The sequence below is a fragment of the Helicobacter fennelliae genome, from assembly GCF_900451005.1.
Classification (GTDB): Bacteria; Campylobacterota; Campylobacteria; order Campylobacterales; family Helicobacteraceae; genus Helicobacter_B; species Helicobacter_B fennelliae.
The window spans coordinates 1,128,786-1,151,299 of sequence record NZ_UGIB01000001.1; the positions used below are offsets into that span (position 1 = coordinate 1,128,786).

The 22,514-nt window shown below is 39.7% G+C and carries 17 protein-coding genes, 2 tRNA genes and 3 rRNA genes; 15 read left to right on the plus strand and 7 right to left on the minus strand.

Annotated elements, in window-relative coordinates:
* Positions 1–14: 14 nt before the first annotated feature.
* From DY109_RS05565 to DY109_RS05580, 5 genes are all read right to left on the minus strand, one after another.
* A complete protein-coding gene (locus DY109_RS05565; protein WP_115737815.1) occupies positions 15–695 on the minus strand; it encodes a hypothetical protein in 681 nt (226 codons plus the stop codon).
* A gap of 47 nt (positions 696–742) precedes the next feature.
* A complete protein-coding gene (locus DY109_RS05570; protein ID WP_023946049.1) occupies positions 743–1,627 on the minus strand; it encodes a carbon-nitrogen hydrolase in 885 nt (294 codons plus the stop codon).
* A gap of 2 nt (positions 1,628–1,629) precedes the next feature.
* Positions 1,630–1,794: a hypothetical protein gene (locus DY109_RS11460; protein ID WP_023946047.1), complete on the minus strand. Its 165-nt coding sequence runs from the start codon at positions 1,792–1,794 to the stop codon at positions 1,630–1,632.
* A 3-nt stretch (positions 1,795–1,797) separates the two neighbouring features.
* Positions 1,798–2,454, minus strand: a complete 657-nt coding sequence (locus tag DY109_RS05575; RefSeq protein ID WP_034549025.1) for a ThiF family adenylyltransferase — start codon at positions 2,452–2,454, stop codon at positions 1,798–1,800.
* A gap of 68 nt (positions 2,455–2,522) precedes the next feature.
* A complete protein-coding gene (locus tag DY109_RS05580) occupies positions 2,523–4,631 on the minus strand; it encodes a hypothetical protein (protein ID WP_115737817.1) in 2,109 nt (702 codons plus the stop codon).
* An 865-nt stretch (positions 4,632–5,496) separates the two neighbouring features.
* Between DY109_RS05580 and DY109_RS05585 the strand changes: the two genes are divergently transcribed.
* The 6 genes from DY109_RS05585 (at position 5,497) to DY109_RS05610 (ending at position 12,917) form a co-directional block, all read left to right on the plus strand.
* A 16S ribosomal RNA gene (locus DY109_RS05585) occupies positions 5,497–7,347 on the plus strand.
* 124 nt (positions 7,348–7,471) lie between these two features.
* Positions 7,472–7,548: transfer RNA gene (locus DY109_RS05590), tRNA-Ile, on the plus strand.
* A gap of 3 nt (positions 7,549–7,551) precedes the next feature.
* A tRNA-Ala gene (locus DY109_RS05595) sits at positions 7,552–7,627 on the plus strand.
* A 555-nt stretch (positions 7,628–8,182) separates the two neighbouring features.
* Positions 8,183–11,337, plus strand: a 23S ribosomal RNA gene (locus DY109_RS05600).
* A 641-nt stretch (positions 11,338–11,978) separates the two neighbouring features.
* A 5S ribosomal RNA gene (gene rrf / locus DY109_RS05605) occupies positions 11,979–12,094 on the plus strand.
* Together the 16S, 23S and 5S rRNA genes with 2 tRNA genes alongside form the textbook arrangement of a ribosomal RNA operon.
* Positions 12,095–12,404: 310 nt before the next feature.
* Complete coding sequence (locus tag DY109_RS05610; protein ID WP_002956215.1) at positions 12,405–12,917, plus strand: ClbS/DfsB family four-helix bundle protein; 513 nt, start codon at positions 12,405–12,407, stop codon at positions 12,915–12,917.
* Positions 12,918–12,940: 23 nt separating this feature from the next.
* Here the strand turns inward: DY109_RS05610 and DY109_RS05615 are convergent, their stop codons facing one another.
* A complete protein-coding gene (locus DY109_RS05615) occupies positions 12,941–13,744 on the minus strand; it encodes a ferritin-like domain-containing protein (protein ID WP_023945910.1) in 804 nt (267 codons plus the stop codon).
* A gap of 87 nt (positions 13,745–13,831) precedes the next feature.
* On the opposite strand from DY109_RS05615, the gene rpmE reads away from it, so the two are divergent.
* The 9 genes from rpmE (at position 13,832) to DY109_RS05660 (ending at position 21,933) form a co-directional block, all read left to right on the plus strand.
* A complete protein-coding gene (rpmE, locus tag DY109_RS05620; RefSeq protein ID WP_023945911.1) occupies positions 13,832–14,035 on the plus strand; it encodes a 50S ribosomal protein L31 in 204 nt (67 codons plus the stop codon).
* 2 nt (positions 14,036–14,037) lie between these two features.
* The gene (rsmI, locus tag DY109_RS05625) at positions 14,038–14,943 is read left to right on the plus strand and encodes a 16S rRNA (cytidine(1402)-2'-O)-methyltransferase (RefSeq protein ID WP_115737818.1); all 906 of its coding nucleotides are present in this window, start codon (positions 14,038–14,040) and stop codon (positions 14,941–14,943) included.
* On the plus strand, positions 14,940–15,626 hold the full coding sequence (gene rlmB, locus DY109_RS05630; RefSeq protein ID WP_023945913.1) for a 23S rRNA (guanosine(2251)-2'-O)-methyltransferase RlmB: 687 nt from the start codon (positions 14,940–14,942) through the stop codon (positions 15,624–15,626). The genes rsmI and rlmB overlap by 4 nt, the downstream gene beginning before the upstream one ends.
* A 9-nt stretch (positions 15,627–15,635) precedes the next feature.
* The gene (locus DY109_RS05635; RefSeq protein WP_023945914.1) at positions 15,636–16,556 is read left to right on the plus strand and encodes a hypothetical protein; all 921 of its coding nucleotides are present in this window, start codon (positions 15,636–15,638) and stop codon (positions 16,554–16,556) included.
* Entirely contained in the window at positions 16,556–17,365 is an 810-nt protein-coding gene (locus DY109_RS05640; RefSeq protein WP_023945915.1) for a hypothetical protein, read from the plus strand. Before DY109_RS05635 ends, DY109_RS05640 begins: the two co-directional genes overlap by 1 nt.
* A gap of 18 nt (positions 17,366–17,383) precedes the next feature.
* The gene (locus DY109_RS05645; RefSeq protein WP_023945916.1) at positions 17,384–18,589 is read left to right on the plus strand and encodes an LL-diaminopimelate aminotransferase; all 1,206 of its coding nucleotides are present in this window, start codon (positions 17,384–17,386) and stop codon (positions 18,587–18,589) included.
* 61 nt (positions 18,590–18,650) lie between these two features.
* Positions 18,651–19,607: a chemotaxis protein gene (locus DY109_RS05650; protein WP_023945917.1), complete on the plus strand. Its 957-nt coding sequence runs from the start codon at positions 18,651–18,653 to the stop codon at positions 19,605–19,607.
* 1 nt (position 19,608) lies between these two features.
* Positions 19,609–20,823 (plus strand): carboxynorspermidine decarboxylase, encoded by a 1,215-nt coding sequence (gene nspC / locus DY109_RS05655; protein WP_023945918.1) that lies wholly within the window; start codon positions 19,609–19,611, stop codon positions 20,821–20,823.
* A gap of 84 nt (positions 20,824–20,907) precedes the next feature.
* Positions 20,908–21,933, plus strand: coding sequence for an aspartate-semialdehyde dehydrogenase (locus DY109_RS05660; RefSeq protein WP_023945919.1), 1,026 nt, complete (start codon positions 20,908–20,910; stop codon positions 21,931–21,933).
* A gap of 250 nt (positions 21,934–22,183) precedes the next feature.
* Here DY109_RS05660 and DY109_RS11465 read toward each other — a convergent pair whose 3' ends face one another.
* A complete protein-coding gene (locus tag DY109_RS11465; protein ID WP_158412999.1) occupies positions 22,184–22,360 on the minus strand; it encodes a hypothetical protein in 177 nt (58 codons plus the stop codon).
* Positions 22,361–22,514: the final 154 nt, after the last annotated feature.

Consider the following 22,514-nt stretch of genomic DNA (forward strand, 5'->3'; position numbering starts at 1 on the left):
TATATCCTTTTTCTCTAGCGGGGGGGGGCGCTAGTTACAAGCTTCTGAGGCAGATTCTGCCTAAAGTTTTGACTTAATTTAAATAACTGCAATCCAGCAAACCATAAGAAAATAATCACAACAAAATACAAGCACATTGTCCAAAAAAAGCTTATAAGAAAATGTGTCTTATAGCTAAGTGTGCCTAATATTATAGGGGTTTGGGTTGTGTTATTTTGGATTGTATCATCGGGTGTGTGCTTGGCTTTATTATCTTGGATTCTGTTATCTTGGATTTGTTGCGGTGAGGTGAAATGCAATATCCTTCCATCAAGATAAATATCGCGAAAATGCGCAGAATCTAGATTCTGATTCCACGAAATATTTACAATCTCTATGTTTGAAAAATTATTTTGGAAGCGAAAAAGATTGTCAGAAAAAATCAATTTAGCTTGATAAGAAAAGCTTATATTTGGGCTTTTATTAGATTGTTTTGTGGCTTTAGATTCTGCTTTAGAATCTATTTGCAAAAGCTGAATGTGAGCTTGTGATATGCGAGTTTTGGAGATTTGATTGAGGCTAAGAAACGCGATACAAAAACAGATAAACACAATGCCTAGAATAAATAAGAATTTTTTGGTAGGCGATGATTTTGTAGAAGGTGATTTTTTGGGTGATTTGGTAAGAGATGATTTTGATTGTGTGATAGATTCCATAAGGCTCCTTTTTTGGTTTTTGTCGTTATATTTTGGCTTATTTTGAGCTAAGTGGTAGTATCGCAAAATCGTTTGAGTATGTCAGTATAGCTTTCAATCCTCCTATCTCGCAAAAAGGGCCAGATTCTGCGCACTTCCTCGCTACGAGCCAAATCAATCTCACAAAGCATATTTGTTTCAGTTGTATTGGTATTGGCTAGAAACTCACCCTGTGCGCCACACACAAAGCTATGTCCCCAAAAATCTATACCTTCGCCAACCCCGCTTAAATCCGCCTCAAATCCGACACGATTGAGTGCTATTACAGGAATGCCATTGGCTATGCTGTGTGATCTTTGGATAGTTATCCATGCTTGAAGCTGACGTTGTTTTTCATCATCACTATCGCTAGGAGTCCAGCCGATTGCTGTCGGATAGATGAGAATCTGCGCGCCTTTGAGAGCCATAATCCTTGCGGCTTCAGGAAACCACTGATCCCAGCAGATAAGCACGCCAAGCTTGCCTACACTTGTTTGGATCGGCTCAAATCCCAAATCTCCGGGCGTAAAGTAAAATTTCTCATAAAAGCTCGGATCATCGGGTATATGCATTTTGCGGTAGATTCCAGCGATCTCGCCATTTGTCTCAAACACCACTGCTGTATTATGATATAGCCCAAAAGATCGCTTCTCAAAAAGTGAAGAGACAATCACAACACCATATCGCTTAGCTAGTTGCGAAAAAAATACTATATCATCATGATATGTATCGCCATAATCAAAAAACTTTGTGTTTTCACTCTGGCAGAAGTATTCGCGTGAATGCAATTCTTGCAAAACAATGAGTTGCGCGCTTTTATTGTGTGCTATGGTTTGTATTTGTGTAGCGATATATTCTAGCGTGCGCTCTCTATCGCCTTTGAAGCTGTGTTGCAAGGCAGCGATTTTTAGCATATTTATTCCTCATATTCAGAATCTGGATTTTCGTAGTCATCATCATCATATCCATTGAAATCCACATCATCATCTTCATCATCAAAATCCTCTTCCCAATCTTCCATTTCAGAATCTAGCTCATCATCGCTAAGTCGTATTTCTTTTACCATATCCATTTTTACCATTAGTTATTCTCCTTTCAAAATATCTTGGATTACTTCGCTTGCAATTTGTAATCCAAAGCTTGCTGTTACAGCACTAAAACTTCCTAACCCTTCACATTTTGGAGGTTCTGGGCTAAAAACCACCTTAAAGTTTTGGTTGAATTTTTGTTTTTTGAGATTATCGCGCAGTTTTCTTGCAAACCGATCACCATAACTTTTCCAAATGCTACTGACGCGAATATCAAGCGGGTTTAGCTTTTTGGCACTGCCTGTGGAGCAGATAAATCTCCCAAATGGCATATCTTTGCATTGCATTGCAAGCAGTACTTTAGCTGGAATATCATCAATCGCATCAATCACATAATCAAACGCACGCAAATCTAGATTCTCAAGCAGATTCTCATCAACTTGAGCAAACATACCTTTGATTCCGGGATATAGCTTTTGCAATACTTCTATTTTTTTCTCGCCGACTTGCTGTGAGCCGATTTGGCGATTTTGATTGCTTTCATCAAATATATCTTTATCGACAATCACAATCTCTCCAATCCCTGTCCTATACAAGCAATCTAGCGCAAATCCCCCAACGCCTCCAACGCCAAAAATAATCACTTTTTTCTTTTGGATTTGGCTAAATTTATCTCCAAAAAGAAGTTTTGTCCGCGCAAATCGTTCGCTCATTCTTGCCTCGCCTTTGTTTTTGCGGTATTGTAGCATACTAATTGTAAGGTTTTACTCATTTATGCACCTCATTGAGGAATTGTTTTGTCGCGCTTGAGTGCTGCGGTATGAGGAAATGCTTCATCAAAAATTTCATCTTGACTTGAGTATGTAAAGCTTGAGATAATGCGATGAGATGTATCATACAGGGTGCCACTTATCATTTTGCCGTTTTTGTAATAATGCTCAAATTCTAAGGATTGATTTGGGTAGAATCCTTTTTGGATCGTGATTTCTTGATCTTCAAGCCAAATGATTTCATTTTCAAGCAAATTATTATTGTAGCTTTGGATCATGCTTTTTTGCGCGTTTTCTTGGCTTTTTGTGCGTAGGCTACCATCATCATTGTAAATCCAAACAATGCTTGTATCTTGTGATCTTTGTAGCTTTGAGGAAATGTTTTCTTGTTTGTTGTAATAGATTGCGCTTAATTCATCGCCAAATATAAAACTAGATTCTAGTGTGCCATTTGGACGATAAATATTCATTGTGCGATTGCTGGAGGGGGCGTTTGCAGTGGTATTTTTGGCAGTGGGGTTTTGGGTATGGGCGTTTTGGGGCGTATTTGTGTAAGAAATAGCAATCGTGCCATTTTGATATATCCATACATCATTAGATTGTTTGTGGATTGCATTGTCAAAATCAAGAGGCTTGATGGAATAATACACTCCTTGTTTGCCTTGCTTGTCTGTTTTATCGTAGTTTTCGTATGGTTGTGCGATTAAGCCTTGTTTATAAAATCCTTTATAAGCGATATTTTGGCTTGGGTATTCATAGACGATTTCTACTCCTTCTAAGAATCCATTTCTGTAAAATCGCTCGATTTTTGGTTTTTCATCTTCATTGTAAGTTATGGATTTGCCCTCCAAAGAGCCATTGTGATAAAGCTGATTATAGGCTTGTTTGCTGTTTGTGAAGCCATTAAGGTTGATTCCATAGCCAAAGGATTTGCCATTTTTTACACCATTACTAAAATAACTTTGTGAGACAAGCTTTCCTGCTTTGTCAAACTCGATCATCTCGCCCTCTCTTTTGCCATTTTTGTAATGTTTTATAGATGTGAGGATACTATTTGTGTAGATTTTGGTAGGTCCGTTTTGCTTGCCTTGCGAAAACGACTCTTCAATCGTAATTGCGTTTTTGTATGTTTTCATCACGCCATGAATTTGTCCATTAATATATGGGACTTCTTTTATGATTTGGTTATCTTTATAGGCTTTGCTTATGCCATGAAGCACGCCATTTACAAACGAAAGACTCGCCATTAGCGCGCCCATAGAATCATATATTTCAACGATGACATATTCATTTTGGCTTTTGGTTTGTGTTTTGATGTGTATATCATTATCGATGAGGTATTCATTGTGGATTAATTGATCATAATCAATAGCAAAAGAGACAGGCTGGAGCCGCTCGGAATTTGGCTTTGTATTTGGCTCTATATTTGGCTGGGATTGGGTTTGCAAAGTTTGTAAAGCGGGAAAAGTAGGATTTGCAGAATCTAGGCTAGATTCTATGTTAGATTCTGGTGTAGATTCTAGTTTGGGATTTGGTGTAGGTTTTGCGCTAGATTCTAGCCTAGAATCTAGCGCAGAATGCAATGTAGAATCTAAAGCAGAATCTATATCTATATTGGAATTTAAGTTAGATTCTGCTGTGTGCTTGGTGTTTTGTGGATTTTGTTGCATGTGGGCTGTGGGGCTGTTTTGGGTGTTTGGCTGGGTGGTGAGCGTGCCAAATGCTTCAAGTGATGAGGCTTGCTTTTGGGTTGTTTGGGTGGAGGTGTTGTTAGGAGTGTGGATTTGGGATTGTTTTGTATTGGCTTTATTTTGGGGTTTTGGAGCTTCAGCAGGGGTGGTGATAATGTTTTTATGGGGGTTTGAAGTGGAAGTAGCTTTAGTGGTTGGCTGTTTGGTGGATTGTATGTTTGGCTTTTTGGCGAGTTGTTTGTGTTTAGTGGTTTGCTTATTTGGTTGTTTGGGATTTGGGGCTGATGTTTTTGAGATTTGAGATGAGTTGTCATTTGGTTTTGTGCTTTTTAAGTTTGTCTCAGAGAGTGTTTTTGGCTGAAAGCAACCGCTACTTAGACACAAAATACAGAGAATTGATACATAATACTTCACATAATATTTCTTCATTGTTAAACTCCAAAATTACCACATTGCTTGGCTTGTATAGTATCAATTTATGTATAAAAATAAACAAAATCTAATAACTAAATGTTTGAGTTTTTGGCTTTAGATTCTCTAATAAAAATAGAAAGTAATTAATTTAGATTGATTTTGTTATACTTTAAGCAACCTTTAAGTCATACCTGTGTAACATTCTTGCTCTTAAAAATTGCATTAAAAGAGGTATCTTTCATTTTTGGATTCTGAATTAATCTTTTTTTATGATGTTCTTTTACTTAATTTTATCCATTCCTAATTCCTAATGTAAAGATGAAAGAATGATTGATGAAATTCGGTAATGATCTTTGAAATCTAAGCAAGAAGATTTAAGTGTAAATACTTTTATAGTTTTAACAACTTAAATCTCTTTGAATCATTTATACTATACAACACAACTCGACTATAACTTTGGTCTTAATCTTTAGAGTTTAAGAATAAAGGAAATAGTTTTGTGATTTGACAAAGAGATTAGGACAAATAATCCGAAACAAATAGAATCTCGCTTGTGATTCTTAGGAATTAAAAGTGGATTCTAAAATTTTAGAATCTTAAAGTTTTGTCATTATTAATGAGTAAAACATTTGAGATTCTAAATTCTTAAGGATTTGGAGGAAATTTGCAGAATCTGTAAATTGAAACAAATCTTTTAGATTCAATTTCAAAGGATTTTGAGAAGGATTTTTGGGTTTTCAAGAAAAAGGCGCAGGGAGTTACCTTAGTCGGTAATAACTAAGCCTTTTTCGCAGAATCCCAAAAATCAGCTCAGAAGCCAAAGAAATTTTTACGGAGAGTTTGCAGTCATTATTTTATTTTGGCTCAACCTCCCGTAATTTTTACGGAGAGTTTGATCCTGGCTCAGAGTGAACGCTGGCGGCGTGCCTAATACATGCAAGTCGAACGATGAAGTCTCTAGCTTGCTAGAGATGGATTAGTGGCGCACGGGTGAGTAATGCATAGATAACATGCCCTTTAGTCTAGGATAGCCACTGGAAACGGTGATTAATACTGGATACTTCTTACGAGAGAAAGGGACTCTTAATAGAGAATTCAAGCTTTTGAGTGCTTTTACGGGAGCTTGAAATTTTTAAACTACGATGAACTTTAATGTTCTATCTTGTTTAAAAATTTCTGCGCAACCCACAAAATCATCTCAAAATCTTAGAATTCTAGAATCTCCAAAACACAGAATCTAAATTTCAAGATTCTGTAAAAGATTAGGATTTTAGAATCTAGAGCAAGAATTGGGATTGTGCGTAAGATTTGCAAGTTTTCAAGAAAAAGGTGCAGGGAGTTACCTAAGCGGTAATGACCAAGCCTTTTTCGCAGAATCTTGCAAAGATTGCGTGCAAGTCAAATTCTAAAGCATGAATTTTTTATTAAGAGTCTCCGCTAAAGGATTGGTCTATGTCCTATCAGCTTGTTGGTGAGGTAATGGCTCACCAAGGCTATGACGGGTATCCGGCCTGAGAGGGTGAACGGACACACTGGAACTGAGACACGGTCCAGACTCCTACGGGAGGCAGCAGTAGGGAATATTGCTCAATGGGGGAAACCCTGAAGCAGCAACGCCGCGTGGAGGATGAAGGTTTTAGGATTGTAAACTCCTTTTGTTAGAGAAGATTATGACGGTATCTAACGAATAAGCACCGGCTAACTCCGTGCCAGCAGCCGCGGTAATACGGAGGGTGCAAGCGTTACTCGGAATCACTGGGCGTAAAGAGTGCGCAGGCGGGATAGCAAGTCAGATGTGAAATGCTATGGCTTAACCATAGAACTGCATTTGAAACTGCTATTCTAGAGTGTGGGAGAGGTAGGTGGAATTCTTGGTGTAGGGGTAAAATCCGTAGAGATCAAGAGGAATACTCATTGCGAAGGCGACCTACTGGAACATTACTGACGCTCATGCACGAAAGCGTGGGGAGCAAACAGGATTAGATACCCTGGTAGTCCACGCCCTAAACGATGAATGCTAGTTGTTGCCCTGCTCGTCAGGGCAGTAATGCAGCTAACGCATTAAGCATTCCGCCTGGGGAGTACGGTCGCAAGATTAAAACTCAAAGGAATAGACGGGGACCCGCACAAGCGGTGGAGCATGTGGTTTAATTCGAAGCTACGCGAAGAACCTTACCTAGGCTTGACATTGATAGAATCTGCTAGAGATAGCGGAGTGCTGGCTTGCCAGAGCTTGAAAACAGGTGCTGCACGGCTGTCGTCAGCTCGTGTCGTGAGATGTTGGGTTAAGTCCCGCAACGAGCGCAACCCTCGTCCTTAGTTGTTAGCAGTTCGGCTGAGCACTCTAAGGAGACTGCCTTCGCAAGGAGGAGGAAGGTGAGGACGACGTCAAGTCATCATGGCCCTTACGCCTAGGGCTACACACGTGCTACAATGGGGTGCACAAAGAGAAGCAATATCGCGAGATGGAGCAAATCTCCAAAACGCCTCTCAGTTCGGATTGTAGTCTGCAACTCGACTACATAAAGCTGGAATCGCTAGTAATCGCAAATCAGCAATGTTGCGGTGAATACGTTCCCGGGTCTTGTACTCACCGCCCGTCACACCATGGGAGTTGTATTCGCCCTAAGCCGGAATGCTAAATTGGCTACCGTCCACGGCGGATGCAGCGACTGGGGTGAAGTCGTAACAAGGTAACCGTAGGTGAACCTGCGGTTGGATCACCTCCTTTCTAGAGAAATGGTATGCCCTATTTGTTTAGACATACCTAAACCTTTGGCTATGAAGTATGCAACATTTAAAGATTCTTGCTTAGTTTTCAGAGATTATCATCGCTTAGCATCAATTATAAAAAGGGGCTTATAGCTCAGGTGGTTAGAGCGCACCCCTGATAAGGGTGAGGTCGGAGGTTCAAGTCCTCCTAAGCCCACCATAAGGGGAATTAGCTCAGCTGGGAGAGCGCCTGCTTTGCACGCAGGAGGTCAGCGGTTCGATCCCGCTATTCTCCACCACATTTTTATTTGAGATTTGGATTTGAGTTTTAGAGATATAGAAGGATTGCAGGGTATTGTAGAGTATTTTATGATTGCTTTGAATATTAAAATTTATGAAAAACATAAATAAAAGCCATCAAAGAATTTAAAGAATCAAGCAATTCAAAAAATCACAAAAACATCAAATCAAAAAATAAAAAATAAAAAAAGGAAGCACAAAAGATAAAAAAACAAATTAAAGAAAAACAAATCCAAGGAAAGAGATAAAATATCTAATATAAAATGCATAAAGAATGTATCAAACAAGAAATCAAAAATAAATGCAATACATTGAAATACTAAAGCAAAGAAAAAAGTTTAATAAGAGTCTTTAGAACTAAAAGATTTATAAAGATTCTTATTAGACTTTTGTCTAAGTGTTATTTAACATTATATTGTCAATAGCCTAAATGATTATAGACTACAATACTCACCTTATTGTTTGTAACACATTCAATAAGGCAGTGATCTTTAGAATACATAGTTTTATCAATCTGAAAAGCTTGAAACTAAGAGCAAAAGCTTAGTTTCTTACAATAAGCTTTCAAGGGCAAATGGTGGATGCCTTGGGTGATAGAGGCGATGAAGGACGTACTAGACTGCGATAAGCTATGGGGAGCTGTCAAGAAGCTTTGATCCATAGATTTCCGAATGGGGCAACCCAATGCGTAGCAATACGCATTACCATAATAGGAGCGAACCTAGCGAAGTGAAACATCTCAGTAGCTAGAGGAAAAGAAATCGTAATGAGATTCTCTTAGTAGCGGCGAGCGAACGGGGAAGAGGGCAAACCGAATGCTTGCATTCGGGGTTGAGGACTGCAATATCCACTTAGAAATTCTAGCAGAAGGATTTGGAAAATTCCGCTATAAAGGGTGATAGCCCCGTATGCGAAAGGATTTTTATAGGTAGCAGTATCCAGAGTAGGTCAGGACACGTGAAATCCGGACTGAAGCAGGGGAGACCACTCTCCAACCCTAAATACTCCTATCACACCGATAGCGAACAAGTACCGTGAGGGAAAGGTGAAAAGAACCGCAGTGAGCGGAGTGAAATAGAACCTGAAACCATTTGCCTACAATCATTCAGAGCCCTATGATTTATCAGGGTGATGGACTGCCTTTTGCATAATGATCCTGCGAGTTGTGGTATCTGGCAAGGTTAAGCAAACGCGAAGCCGTAGCGAAAGCGAGTCTGAAAGGGCGCAGGCTCCTCTTTTATAGTTATTTTGGATTCTTTTATCGTAAAGATAGAATCTTAAAGTCTTAAGAAACTTAAGAGAGTGTAGAAGGATTCTAAATTTTTAGAATCTAACACGCACACAAGAAATTCTAGGATTGTGCGTAAGATTTGTGGGTTGCGCAGAAAAAATCGATGCGTAGCATACTCCTTGTATGTAAGCAAGATTTTTTCAAGCTCCCGTAAAGATTGCGTGCAAGCCGAATTTCTAGCCAATAGTAACTATAAATGAGGAGCCTAAAGTCAGATGCTGCAGACCCGAAGCGAAGTGATCTATCCATGGCCAAGTTGAAAGTGGGGTAACACCCACCGGAGGACTGAACTCGTGCCCATTGAAACGGGCTGGGATGAGCTGTGGATAGGGGTGAAAGGCCAAACAAACTTCGTGATAGCTGGTTCTCTTCGAAATATATTTAGGTATAGCCTCAAGTGATAGCAATAGGGGGTAGAGCTCTGATTGGGCTAGGGCTGCTCACCGCGGTACCAACCCCTGTCAAACTGCGAATACCTATTGCCCTATCTTGGGAGTCAGGCGGTGGGTGATAAAATCAATCGTCAAGAGGGAAACAACCCAGACTACCAACTAAGGTCCCAAAGTTCTATTCTAAGTGGAAAATGATGTGAAGTTACTCAGACAACCAGGAGGTTGGCTTAGAAGCAGCCATCCTTTAAAGAAAGCGTAACAGCTCACTGGTCTAGTGATTTTGCGCAGAAAATATAACGGGGCTAAGATAGACACCGAAGTTGTAGATTATGCTGATGCATAGTGGTAGAAGAGCGTTCTATATGCGCTGAAGGTATATCGGCAAGAAGTGCTGGAGCGTATAGAAGTGAGCATGCAGGAATGAGTAGCGATAAAAGTGGTGAGAATCCACTTCGCCGAAAGTCTAAGGTTTCCTACGCGATGCTCGTCATCGTAGGGTTAGTCGGGTCCTAAGCCAAGTCCGAAAGGGGTAGGCGATGGGAAATAGGTTAATATTCCTATACCAACCATTGTGCGCGATGGGGGGACGCATAGGGCTAAGCGATGTTAGCGGATGGAAGTGCTAACTTAAGAGTGTAAATTGAGGGATAGGCAAATCCGCCCTTGTATTTGAAACTCCAATAGCTTCTTGCGGTCTTCGGACCAAGGGGAGTATCGCTGATGCCGTCGTGCCAAGAAAAGCCTCTAAGTTTAACAATGGTTGCCCGTACCGCAAACCGACACAGGTAGATGAGATGAGTATTCTAAGGCGCGTGAAAGAACTCTGGTTAAGGAACTCTGCAAACTAGCACCGTAAGTTCGCGATAAGGTGTGCCTACGCAAGTAGGTCTCAGCAAAGAGTCCCTCCCGACTGTTTACCAAAAACACAGCACTTTGCAAACTCGTAAGAGGAAGTATAAGGTGTGACGCCTGCCCGGTGCTCGAAGGTTAAGAGGATTCGTTAGAGGCAACTCAAAGCGTTGAATTGAAGCCCGAGTAAACGGCGGCCGTAACTATAACGGTCCTAAGGTAGCGAAATTCCTTGTCGGTTAAATACCGACCTGCATGAATGGCGTAACGAGATGGGAGCTGTCTCAACCAGGGATTCAGTGAAATTGTAGTGGAGGTGAAAATTCCTCCTACCCGCGGCAAGACGGAAAGACCCCGTGGACCTTTACTACAGCTTGGCACTGCCGATGGGAATATTATGCGCAGGATAGGTGGGAGGCTTTGAAATCTTCACTCCGGTGGAGATGGAGCCACCCTTGAGATACCACCCTTAATGTTTCTGTCTGCTAACTGGCTAGAGTTATCCTCTAGCAGGACAATGTCTGGTGGGTAGTTTGACTGGGGCGGTCGCCTCCTAAAAAGTAACGGAGGCTTGCAAAGGTTGGCTCATTGCGGTTGGAAATCGCAAGTAGAGTGTAATGGCATAAGCCAGCCTGACTGTAAGACAAACAAGTCGAGCAGAGACGAAAGTCGGTCATAGTGATCCGGTGATTCTGTGTGGAAGGGTCATCGCTCAAAGGATAAAAGGTACCCCGGGGATAACAGGCTGATCTCCCCCAAGAGCTCACATCGACGGGGAGGTTTGGCACCTCGATGTCGGCTCATCGCATCCTGGGGCTGGAGCAGGTCCCAAGGGTATGGCTGTTCGCCATTTAAAGCGGTACGCGAGCTGGGTTCAGAACGTCGTGAGACAGTTCGGTCACTATCTGCCGTGGGCGTAGGAGAGTTGAGGAGAGCTGTCCCTAGTACGAGAGGACCGGGATGGACATGCCACTGGTGTATCAGTTGTCCTGCCAAGGGCATCGCTGGGTAGCTACGCATGGATGTGATAACCGCTGAAAGCATCTAAGCGGGAAGCCAACTCCAAGATGAACTCTCCCTGAAGGTCGCAGCAAGACTAGCTGCTTGATAGGGTAGATGTGTAAGCATAGTAATGTGTTTAGCTGACTACTACTAATAGACCGCTTGGCTTATTGTTTATCATAAGATAAATAAACATGTATCTAAAGATACACTGCCTTATTGAGTGTGTTCTCTATACTTATAGGTTATTGACAAATAAAATTCACCTTTGGAAAATGGAAATAAGGGCAAATAGATTCAAAGTAGATTCTTAGATTTTAGATTCTATGAGTTTTAGATTTATAGAATCTCAAAAGCAAATTGTAGATTCTAGAATCTTAGATTAGAGCTTACAAGAATCTAGTGCTTAGAGCTTTAAGAGATTCTTCTGTAGTCAAAGAGTCGTTTTAACTTTTTAAGGTTTGAGAGTCAAAGATGTAAGAGATTCTAAAATCTTGAAGCTTTAAAGTTTTTGCTTGTAGAGAGTCTTAGATTCTGTGTAGATTCTATGGAAGCCATACAATCTAGCTATAAACTCTAAAAAGCATTGCAAAAGTTTTAACAGACTTTTTAGAGTTAAAGCTTTTATAAAAAGCCTAATCAAAGAGATAAGAGTTTAAAACTTTAGGTATAAAGAGCAATCCTTAGAATCTCATTCTTATGAATCCAATCTTTTAGAGAAGCTTTAGGCTTTTAAATCTAGCTTTCATCTTAGGCTTGAAGCTTTTAGATTCTCAAAGCTATCTTGTAAGCTTTATTTGTCTTTATTTCCCTTTTCCTTGTGTCTATAGAGAGGAGGCAACACCTAGCTCCATTCCGAACCTAGCAGTTAAGCTCCTCTTCGCCGATGATACTGCACTTTGCAAGTGTGGGAATGTAGGTCGATGCAGGGATAGGGAGATTCTTCTTTTTACTTATTTTTTACTTCGTTATATAGAATCTTGCTGTTTGCTTTTGGTTGTTTGATTGAATTTGTTTGGTTTTATGGATTTAAGATAGTGTTGATTGATTTGCTACAAAGATTTGGATTTTTAGTTTCGTATTGATTGTTCTGTTTGTTAGATTCCTTGAGAATACTTGGTTTGAGATTGTGATTAGTTACTTTGGATTTTTCATCTTTATATTTTTTTTGTTAGATAAAATGGGTTAAAATGAGATTGTGATTTGAGATTGATTTTTTTTTTTTTTTGAGAAAGGAAATAAATGTCTCGCCCTACGACAAAGTTGCAATTACAAGAAGCTTCACAGACAAATTTTGAAAAGCTCTTTGCAATTATTGAATCTATCCCGCTTGATGCCCAAAATACTCATTTTGCCTACAATGAACGCGACGAGACACTTAAAGATGTGCTTATCCATTTATATGAATGGCAGAATTTACTACTTACTTTTGTGCGGACAAATCTCAATAAAACTAGTGATTTTATCCCTTTTTTGCCGCCACCCTACAACTTCAAAACTTATCCAAAAATGAATTGGGCAATTAAAGAAAAACACCACGCCACTTCACTAGAACACGCAAAAAGTTTGCTTTATCAAAGCCATACAGAAGTAATGGAGCTTATCGCCACTTTACCGCTTAAAACACTTTTTGTGAAAAAGCATTATAAGTGGTGTGGCAACACAAGTCTTGGTAGCTATTGTGTGAGCAGCACTTCAAGTCATTATGACTGGGCAATAAAGTGTATTAAAAAGTATGTTAGGGCTTTAAAGTAGATTCTATAATTCTGTAAGATGTGCTATGAATTTGTGGAATAAAGGTGTGTTAAACACTCCAGCTCTTCAGCAGAAAAGCCCACTTGTAGCCTTGCTTTGTGATTGAGTATCTTTGGCACGGAGTGGAATTGCTTAAAATTTTGAAGTATTGCTAGAAAGTCCTCTGGGCTTGTTTTGGTATTGGCATATCTCCACCAAAAATCCCCTTTTCTTACATGCTCTATCTCATCGTGCAGGATAACCTCAAGCGTTTGTAGAATCTGCGGAATACTCTCGTGTTCAAAACGCTCAATCTTAGCTACCACAAAAGGATTTGCATCAAGTCCATTTGCTTCTAAGCCACGATGAAGCAATGCCATTCTATCTCTAAAATCCTGCGTAGCACTCTGTGCGTCAAAAAGCTGGGAATGCACAGCAAAATCTCCATATTCATAGCCTAAACTATGAAGTGAATCTAGCAAAAGTCTAAAGTGATTTGCCTCTTGCAATGCCACAATAAGCCAATCACGATAATATTGCAGGGGCAAATGTCTAAAGCGATACATCGCATCAAGGGCTAAATCAATCGCACTATATTCAATATGCACGATAGAATGCAATACTTTAGCAAGGGATTGCACGCTTTTGATATGCTTTGGGCGGCGGATTTTTGTAGGGTGGGTGATAGTGCAAAATCGTTGATATGATGGGTTTTGAAGTGGGCGAATAGGGGAGTGAAAGTCGGTAAAAAAATGCTGTATCTCCTGCGTTTGGAAGCTAGATTCTAAATAATAAGAATCTAGTGTGTTTGAAGGCAGATTCTCACTTTCTAATAGCTCTTGTGCCATTTGCTCTATATTGGCAATAAGCTTTAGCTTATTTTCAAGTTTTTATGCTACAATCAGCGATTCAAAATACTTAAAAAGGTAGAAATGATGAAAAAAGGAATCCACCCAGAATATGTCCCTTGCAAAGTAACTTGCGTTACAAGCGGAAAAGAAATCGAAGTCTTAAGCACAAAAAAAGAGCTACGAATCGACATCTCAAGCTTTTGTCATCCTTTTTATACAGGAAGCGACAAAATCGCTGATACAACAGGGCGCGTTGAGCGATTCCGCCAAAAATACAATATGAAATAATCGTGCTTATCCTTGTTCCGACACCCATTGGCAATCTTTTTGACATTACTTTTAGGGGGTTGGAAGCCTTAGCGTTAGCAGATATTATTATCTGCGAAGACACGCGTATGGCTAAAAAGCTTTTATCGCTTTTGCAAGAGAGATTTTGTATTCAGAGGATTTTTGATACTCCCCAAAAAAGCTCATCGCAAGAGAATCTATCACGAAATCCATCACAGAATCTATCGAGCAAAATTTTATCACTCAATCCCGCAAACAAGCAGTTTTTTTCTTTTCATTCGCACAATCAAGACGAATTTATCGCCAAGCTTGATCCTTGTATATTTGATAAAAATGTCATTTATCTTAGTGATGCTGGTATGCCAAGCATTTGCGATCCCGGCGCACTTTTGGTGCAATACGCACAAGCACATAATATAGCTTATGAGGTTTTGCCGGGGTGCTGTGCTTTTGTGCTTGGCTTTGCTTTTAGCGGGGTAGAATCTCAAGATTTTGTATTTGGCGGGTTTTTGCCACATAAGCAAAACAATCGTCAAAAAAAGCTCCTTGAATTGTTGCGCTATGGGCTTCCTGTGATCGTGTATGAGAGTCCTCATCGGATTTTGGATTCTCTCAAAGATATGGTGCAAGTCTGCAATGATGCCTCTATCTTTGCGATTAAAGAAATAACAAAACTTCATCAAAGCTTTGTGATAGGATCACCCCAAGATGTGCTCTCAAAGCTTCAAAAAAGCAATATCCAAGGAGAATGGGTGATTGTGATTTGTGCCACGCCAAAGCGACAACTTTGTTTGTGCTATGATGAGATTCTAGCCCTGCCTTTGCCACCCAAGCTCAAATCCAAACTTCTTGCGCAAATAAGCGACAAAGAGGCAAAGCAAATTTATAAGGAGCTCATAGCGCAATGATTATTTATGGCAAGCAAGTTGTGTTGTATGCAATCAAACATTGTTCAGAAAAAATCCAGCAAATCTATCTTGCTAAAGAATGGGATAAGCACACTTTTAGGCAATGCGCAAACCTCAATAAACCTATCATTAGGCTTGATCCAAAAAAAGCGCAAGCCCTCGCTAAAGGTGGCAATCATCAAGGGATTTTGGCAGAGATTGCACCGATTTTGCCTTGTAGGTTTGATGAGTTAAAGCAATATAGCAGAATCCTTGTTTTGTGTGGGATTAGCGATGTTGGAAATTTGGGGGCTATTTTTAGAAGTGCGTATTGTTTGGGAGTTGAGGGGATTATTATCACTCAGATTCAGAATCCAAAACTAGAATCTATCGCGCGCACTTCATCAGGAGCGATTTTTTCACTTCCATTTTGTATCATTAATAATCCGCTTGATGTGCTTAATGAGCTCAAACTCGCAGGATTTGAATGCTATGGCGCGGATATGAGAGGCGAGAATATCGCACATTTGAAGCCCGCGCAAAAATGGAGTTTGTTTTTGGGCAATGAAAGTGAGGGATTAATGACTAAAATTTCTAAAAAAGTTGATAAAATACTATCCATCAAAATGCGTAATGGTTTTGATTCCTTAAATGTAAGTGTTGCAGCGGGGATAGTGATGGCATATTTGGATTCTAATACATAAAGGCAAAATATGGAAGAAAATTTAGAAAAACTCAGAGAAATCGGAATAAAGCAAATAGCAAAAGACACAAGAATTTCTATTTCTCGTGTAGAAAATATTTTAAATAAAAAATTTGATAGCATTCAGCGCGTGCATTTGGTGGGCTTTTTGCAGATTCTGGAGCGACAATACAAAATGGATCTCTCAGGACTGCTTGAAGAATTTGACCAATACCAAAAGCAAAATAGCAAAGAGAGCAATAAAGACAAAGTCGAAGTCAAAGATCTATCGCTTGATACGCAAAAATCTCGATACGATGCAATCGATGATCAAAAAAAGCAAGTCGCTTCTAAGCAAAAATTTTATATCACCATTGTGGTTGTGGTGATTGTCGTGCTACTTTATCTTATTTACCAGAATCTTATTGGCAAAAAAGCAGAGCAAGAGGGCGAAGTGCAAACAACTCAAGTGATCGCTGATGAGAATCAAAATGAAGCACAAAATGAGACAAACACAGAAGATGATAGCACGGCATCAAGTGAGCCAGAAATCATCGAATCAGACACTCAATCAAGTAAGGATTCAAGCAGAGAATCAAGCAGGGCAGAATCTAAAGCCTCTCAAACATCACAAGCAAATCAAACAAATAGTGAATCTCAAGGCAATGAGCTAGTCGTAACGACAAATATGCAATTGTGGCTTGATATTGTTGATCTTGATACCAAAAAACGCAAATACCAAGGCGTAACTTCTGATACTTATACGATTAAGTCAGAAAATCATCGGCTTCTTTTGGCATTTGGGCATAGTAATTTTGCTTTGAGTATTGATGGGCAAAATTTTGACTTTGATAAAGGAAATTTTCCGCTTTATTTTATCTATGAGCCAGATAATGGACTCAAAAAAATCGACAACGCGACATATAAGAGATTAGCAGAACAGGCTCGATAATGAAAAAAATTGTGCTTTGGTGCTTTGCTTTGGTGCTTTGCTTTGGGGATTTATTAGATGATAAAATCCATGAGCTTATAGGGGCAGATTCGTATTCTATCAATAAAGCTTTTGTTGATATGATTTTCAAAAATCGCCAGCAGTTTTATCTCAATGGTGAGATTAATATTCCGCTTGTGATTAAAGAGCTTAAAAATAACGGACTTATTGTTCTTAAATTTCCTTCGCCCCTTGATTTAAATATCTCTTTCATCTCTCAAACATCTCCTATTTTGCTTGTTTATACGATTAATAATGTCCTCTCTTCAATGGGATATTCATATTATATCGTTACGCGCTCTAGCTTTGTAGATGGCATATCAAATGTGCAGTTTTCTTTGGTTACTGAGCATAGCATCGATCCTGCGATACTCATTGGCGAGCTTCAAAAAAGAGGCTTTAGGCTTATAGATATTAAGCGCAAAAATATCAATGATTGGGAGTATTTAGTAGAATCTCAGAATCCACAGCTTTTTAATGCAAAGCAAATCACATTAGGCAATGCATTGAGCCTGCGAGAAGTGAGTGGCGAGTATTGGATAAGCATTCCACAATCAGGTAATCTCCAGCTCAATGCAAACCCAAAATGGACGCCCAGAATCGTGTGCTATGATAAAGATTTGCAGATTGTTAATCTCATCATCAAAAATACACCCACAGCAGAAGTGAATCTCACTCTTGATGATAGAGTTCGGTTTGTGATGATTACAGATGCGCTCAATCCAAATATCATAAAAGACAAGCTTGAAGTGATGCTACTTAATTTTTAAATAAAGGCGGAGTGAAAAATGTTTGATGAGATTGAATTTGATAAGATAAAACGACTTCCAAAGTATGTCTTTGCGGCTATTAATGAAATAAAACTTCAAATGCGTCAAAATGGCGAAGATGTGATTGATTTTTCTATGGGGAATCCAGATGGTGCGACCCCGCAGCATATTGTCGATAAACTCTCTCAAGCAGCCCAAAAGCCCAAAAATCACGGCTATTCAGTGAGTCGCGGAATCTATAAATTACGATTGGCGATTTGTGAGTGGTATAAAAACAAATACAATGTCAGCCTCAATCCAGAATCTGAAGTGTGCGTAACAATGGGAAGCAAAGAAGGATATGTGCATCTTATCCAAGCTATCACAAATCCGGGCGATAATGCGGTGGTACCAGATCCAGCATATCCTATTCATTATTATGCTTTTATTTTGAGTGGGGCAAATGTCGCGCGTTTTGCGATCAAATGGAATGACAAAATGGAGCTTGATTATGAGGCATTTTTTAAGAGTTTGCAGCAGGTTTTGACAGAATCCATTCCTAAGCCAAAATTTGTTATTGTTAATTTTCCGCACAATCCAACGACTGTTATCGTCTACAAAGACTTTTATGAGCGATTGGTGCAAATGGCAAAAAAAGAGAGATTTTATATCATTAGTGATATTGCTTATGCTGATTTGACTTTTGGGGATTATAAGACGCCTTCGATCATGGAAGTAGAGGGCGCAAAAGATGTCGCAGTCGAGACTTATACATTGAGTAAATCCTACAATATGGCTGGCTGGAGGATAGGATTTGTCGTTGGCAATCAAAAAATGATTGCTGCATTGCAAAAAATCAAAAGTTGGCTTGATTATGGAATCTACACGCCTATGCAAGTCGCAGCGACAATCGCGCTTAAAGGCGATCAACAATGCGTAAAAGACATCGCAAACACATACGAAGAGCGAATGCAAGTGCTTATTGAGAGCTTTGGTAATGCAGGCTGGGATATAACGCCTTCAAAAGCAAGTATGTTTGTGTGGGCTAGGATTCCTAAATGTGCGTGCCATTTAGGCAGTATGGAGTTTTCAAAAAAGCTTCTTCAAGAAGCCAAAATAGCGGTAAGTCCGGGTGTGGGCTTTGGACAAATGGGCGATGAATATGTGAGGATTGCATTGATTGAAAACAAAAAAAGAATCCGCCAAGCAGCAAAAAACTTAAAAGCTTTTTTGAAGCAATTTTAAACTTTTTTCATAAGTTTTTTATGGTATGATACGATAAACTTTAATCCAAAAAGAGAATACAATGTCGAATTTATCACAAGTTGATCAAGTTACCAATCTGCATAAAAATAATGAGCTTCAGCTATTGTGTTTCCGCCTTGAAAAAGGTAAAGATCTTTATGCTGTGAATGTATTTAAAATCCGAGAAGTAGTCAAATATCGTGGCGTGATTACGATTGTAAGCCATGAAAAAAGCTCTTTGGTGGAGGGATTGATTACGATTCGGGAATTAACGATTCCTTTGATTGATATGCGTAAATGGTTTTTTTATGATGAGGCTGATAAAAGCAAAGATCTTACCCCCTACAAAATCCAACAAGATGGCGATGATGATATTGTAATGATTTGTGAATTTTCTCGCTGGACTATTGGGGTGCGGGTGTATGAAGCAGACAGAATCCTAAGCAAAAAATGGACAGAAATCGAGCAAAGCTCTGGCACAATTGGCAATACCGCAAATGGAAAGCTTGTAAGCAGGACGCGGTATTTTGACGGGAAGCTTGTGCAGGTTGTGGACATTGAAAAAATGCTTGTTGATGTGTTTCCGTGGATTGAGCGAGAAAAAGAAAATGATCTTGAAAAAGTCGGGCAGATTCGGACTTCAAAAATCGTCTTGCTCGCAGATGACAGCCCAAGCGTGCTTAAAACAATGCAGATTATACTCAATCGTATCGGAGTTGAGCATTATGACTTTACAAATGGTAAAAAACTGCTTGATTATATTTTTGCCCCGACAACTGACATCAAGTCAGTGGGAATGATTATCACAGACCTTGAAATGCCGGAAGCAAGCGGATTTGAGGTAATCAAGCAAGTCAAAGGCAATAAAAAAACAGCGCATATTCCTATCGTTGTCAATTCATCAATGAGCGGAAGTAGCAACGAAGAAATGGCAATGTCTCTTCACGCAGATGGTTTTATCTCAAAATCTAACCCACTTGATATTGAGCGCATGCTAAAAGAACTTATGCTTAAATAATATGCGCTACTTTTCTATTCCGACCCCAAGCTATGTTTTGGAGCCACAAAAGCTAGAATCTAATCTTAAGATTCTGCATCATATCCACACACAAACAGGTGCTAAGATTCTGCTCGCATTGAAAGGTTATGCGTTTTGGCGCCGTTTTGATCTAGTGCAACAATACCTCAATGGCACCACCGCAAGCGGAATCAATGAAGCAAGGCTTGGATTTGAAGAGGTTGGCGGAAGAGAGAGCGATAAAGAGATTTGTGTGTTTTCTCCAGCCTACAAAGCAGATGAGATCACAGCACTTCTACCCATTGCCACGCATATTATTTTTAATTCATTCAATCAATGGCAGACATTTAAATCCGCTATTGATACCAAAAATAAACAACTCTTATCGCTTGGGCTTAGCCCTATTTCTGTTGGTTTGCGGGTTAATCCTATGTATAGCGAAGTTACGCCAGAGATTTATAATCCATGCGCGAAGGCAAGTCGGCTTGGAATCATTCCAGAGGAATTCCATAAATATGCTAAGATGTATGGACTTGAGGGTATTGGTGGGCTTCATTTTCATACGCATTGCGAGCAAAACGCTGATGCCTTAAAGCGCACACTCACTCATATCGAAAACCATTTTGGAGTATATATTCCGCAACTAAAATGGCTAAATCTTGGTGGCGGACATCACATTACGCGTCAAGATTATGATGTGGATTTGCTTATCCAAATCATTCAAAACATCAAGCAAAAATATAATGACATAGAGGTGTTTTTGGAGCCGGGCGAGGCTGTGGGGTGGCAGTGTGGATTTTTGATTGGTGAGGTGCTTGATATTGTGTATAATCAAAAACATATCGCTATCCTTGATGTCAGCGCGAGCGCGCATATGCCGGATTGTCTTGAAATGCCTTATCGACCAAATATTTTTAAAGTTTCTCTTGATGAAAATAATAACGAAGTGTGTGAGCAGGATTTGGGCGAGCAGGGCAAATACCATTATCGCTTAGGTGGCGCAACTTGTTTGGCAGGAGATGTGATTGGTGATTTTAGCTTTGATACGCCGCTTTGTGTGGGAGATAGGGTAGTGTTTTTGGATATGTTACATTATACGATAGTCAAAAATACCACTTTTAATGGCGTGCCATTGCCTTCGCTTGGGGTGATTGAAAATGATGAATTTGTATTGCTAAAATCTTTTGATTATTCTGCGTATAAAGAGCGAAATTAGCCAAAATCAAGGCTAGTAAAAAAGTAGAATCTAGCAAATCCAAACAACACAACAAAAAAGCAGAATCTAAATAAAGGGGTAAAAATGAAAACATACACTATTGGTATTGTCGGTGCGACTGGCGCGGTTGGCGAGGAGATAATAAAAATCCTAGAAGAAGAGCGTTTCCCTGCTAAGAAGATTGTCCCTCTTGCGAGCGCAAATAGCGTTGGCAGAAGTATCGAAGCGTTTGGCAAGGAGATTCCGGTATTAGAGACTACGCATAGTGTGTTTAAGGAGCAGGGCATTGATATTGCGTTTTTTTCCGCAGGGGGCAGTGTCAGCAAGGAGTTTGCGCCAAGTGCGGCAGAATCTGGAGCTTTGGTGATTGATAACACAAGCCATTTTAGAATGGAGAAAGATATTCCGCTTGTCGTCCCTGAAGTCAATGCTGATGACATCAAAGCATGGAAAAAAAGGGGCATTATCGCTAATCCAAATTGCTCGACCATACAAATGGTGCAGGTGCTAGCACCATTGCATGAAGCGTTTGAGATTAAGCGCGTTGATGTAAGCACATATCAAGCTGCAAGCGGTGCGGGCAAAAGAGGTATGGAAGAGCTTGTGATGCAAATGCAGAAGTTTTTTGCATTTGAGCTCAATGAGTGCGAGCCGCAAGTGTTTGCGCATCGTTTGGCACTGAATGTGATTCCTCATATTGATGTGTTTCTTGATAATGACTACACAAAAGAAGAGATGAAAATGATTAATGAGACGCATAAGATTATGCATACGGATTTTGCGCTAAGTGCTACTTGCGTGCGCGTACCTGTTTTGCGTAGTCATAGCGAATCAATCACTATCGCTTTCAAGCACAAAGTCCAAGCCAAACAAGCGCAAGAAATCCTCAAAAATGCGCCAAATATTGTGCTTATGGACGAGCCTTTGAATAAAATATATCCTATGCCATCAGTGGCTACGGATACAAATCACACTTATGTCGGCAGAATCCGAGTGGATAATTTTGATGATCACATTTTGCATTTGTGGTGCGTGGCTGATCAAATCCGCGTGGGAGCAGCGACAAATGCCGTGCGTATCGCGCAAAAATGGATAGAATTACAGGATTGAGATTGGATTCTTAATCATTCTTATTTAGCTGGCTACTTGCGATGATGCATTTTTTATCGTAGCTTTTTATCGCAACTTTGCTTTGTCATATCTTAGGCTTGCCGAAGAATCTAGAAAATACAAAATCTAGAATCTAGATTCTACAAGCCATAGAATACTAATAAATACCAATCATAGAACACCGCGCGAATGAAGCTTATATTGTCATTGCAATTTTTATTTCATTATTCTAAATTATTTTGTCATTATTCTAAATTATTTTGTCATTGCGAGCAGTTGCAAAACTGCGAAGCAATCCACAGAATCCACAAAGTATCCTTATTTTATTATTCCAAATCACCTTGTCATGTCTTAGGCTTTGCAAAAGCCGAAGAATCCAGACTTTACTTTTATAGACTTTTTTGGATTCTTCGTTCGTTTCACTCACTCAGAATGACTTTTTTTGATTCTGTGTTTTCTTTCTTAATTTATTTCTAGATTCTTCGCTGATGCTTAGAATGACGAAGGGTTATTTTGTGGTGAAGTGGCACAAAATGGATTCTGTGGATTGCCACGCAAGGATAAACCTTGCTCGCAATGAC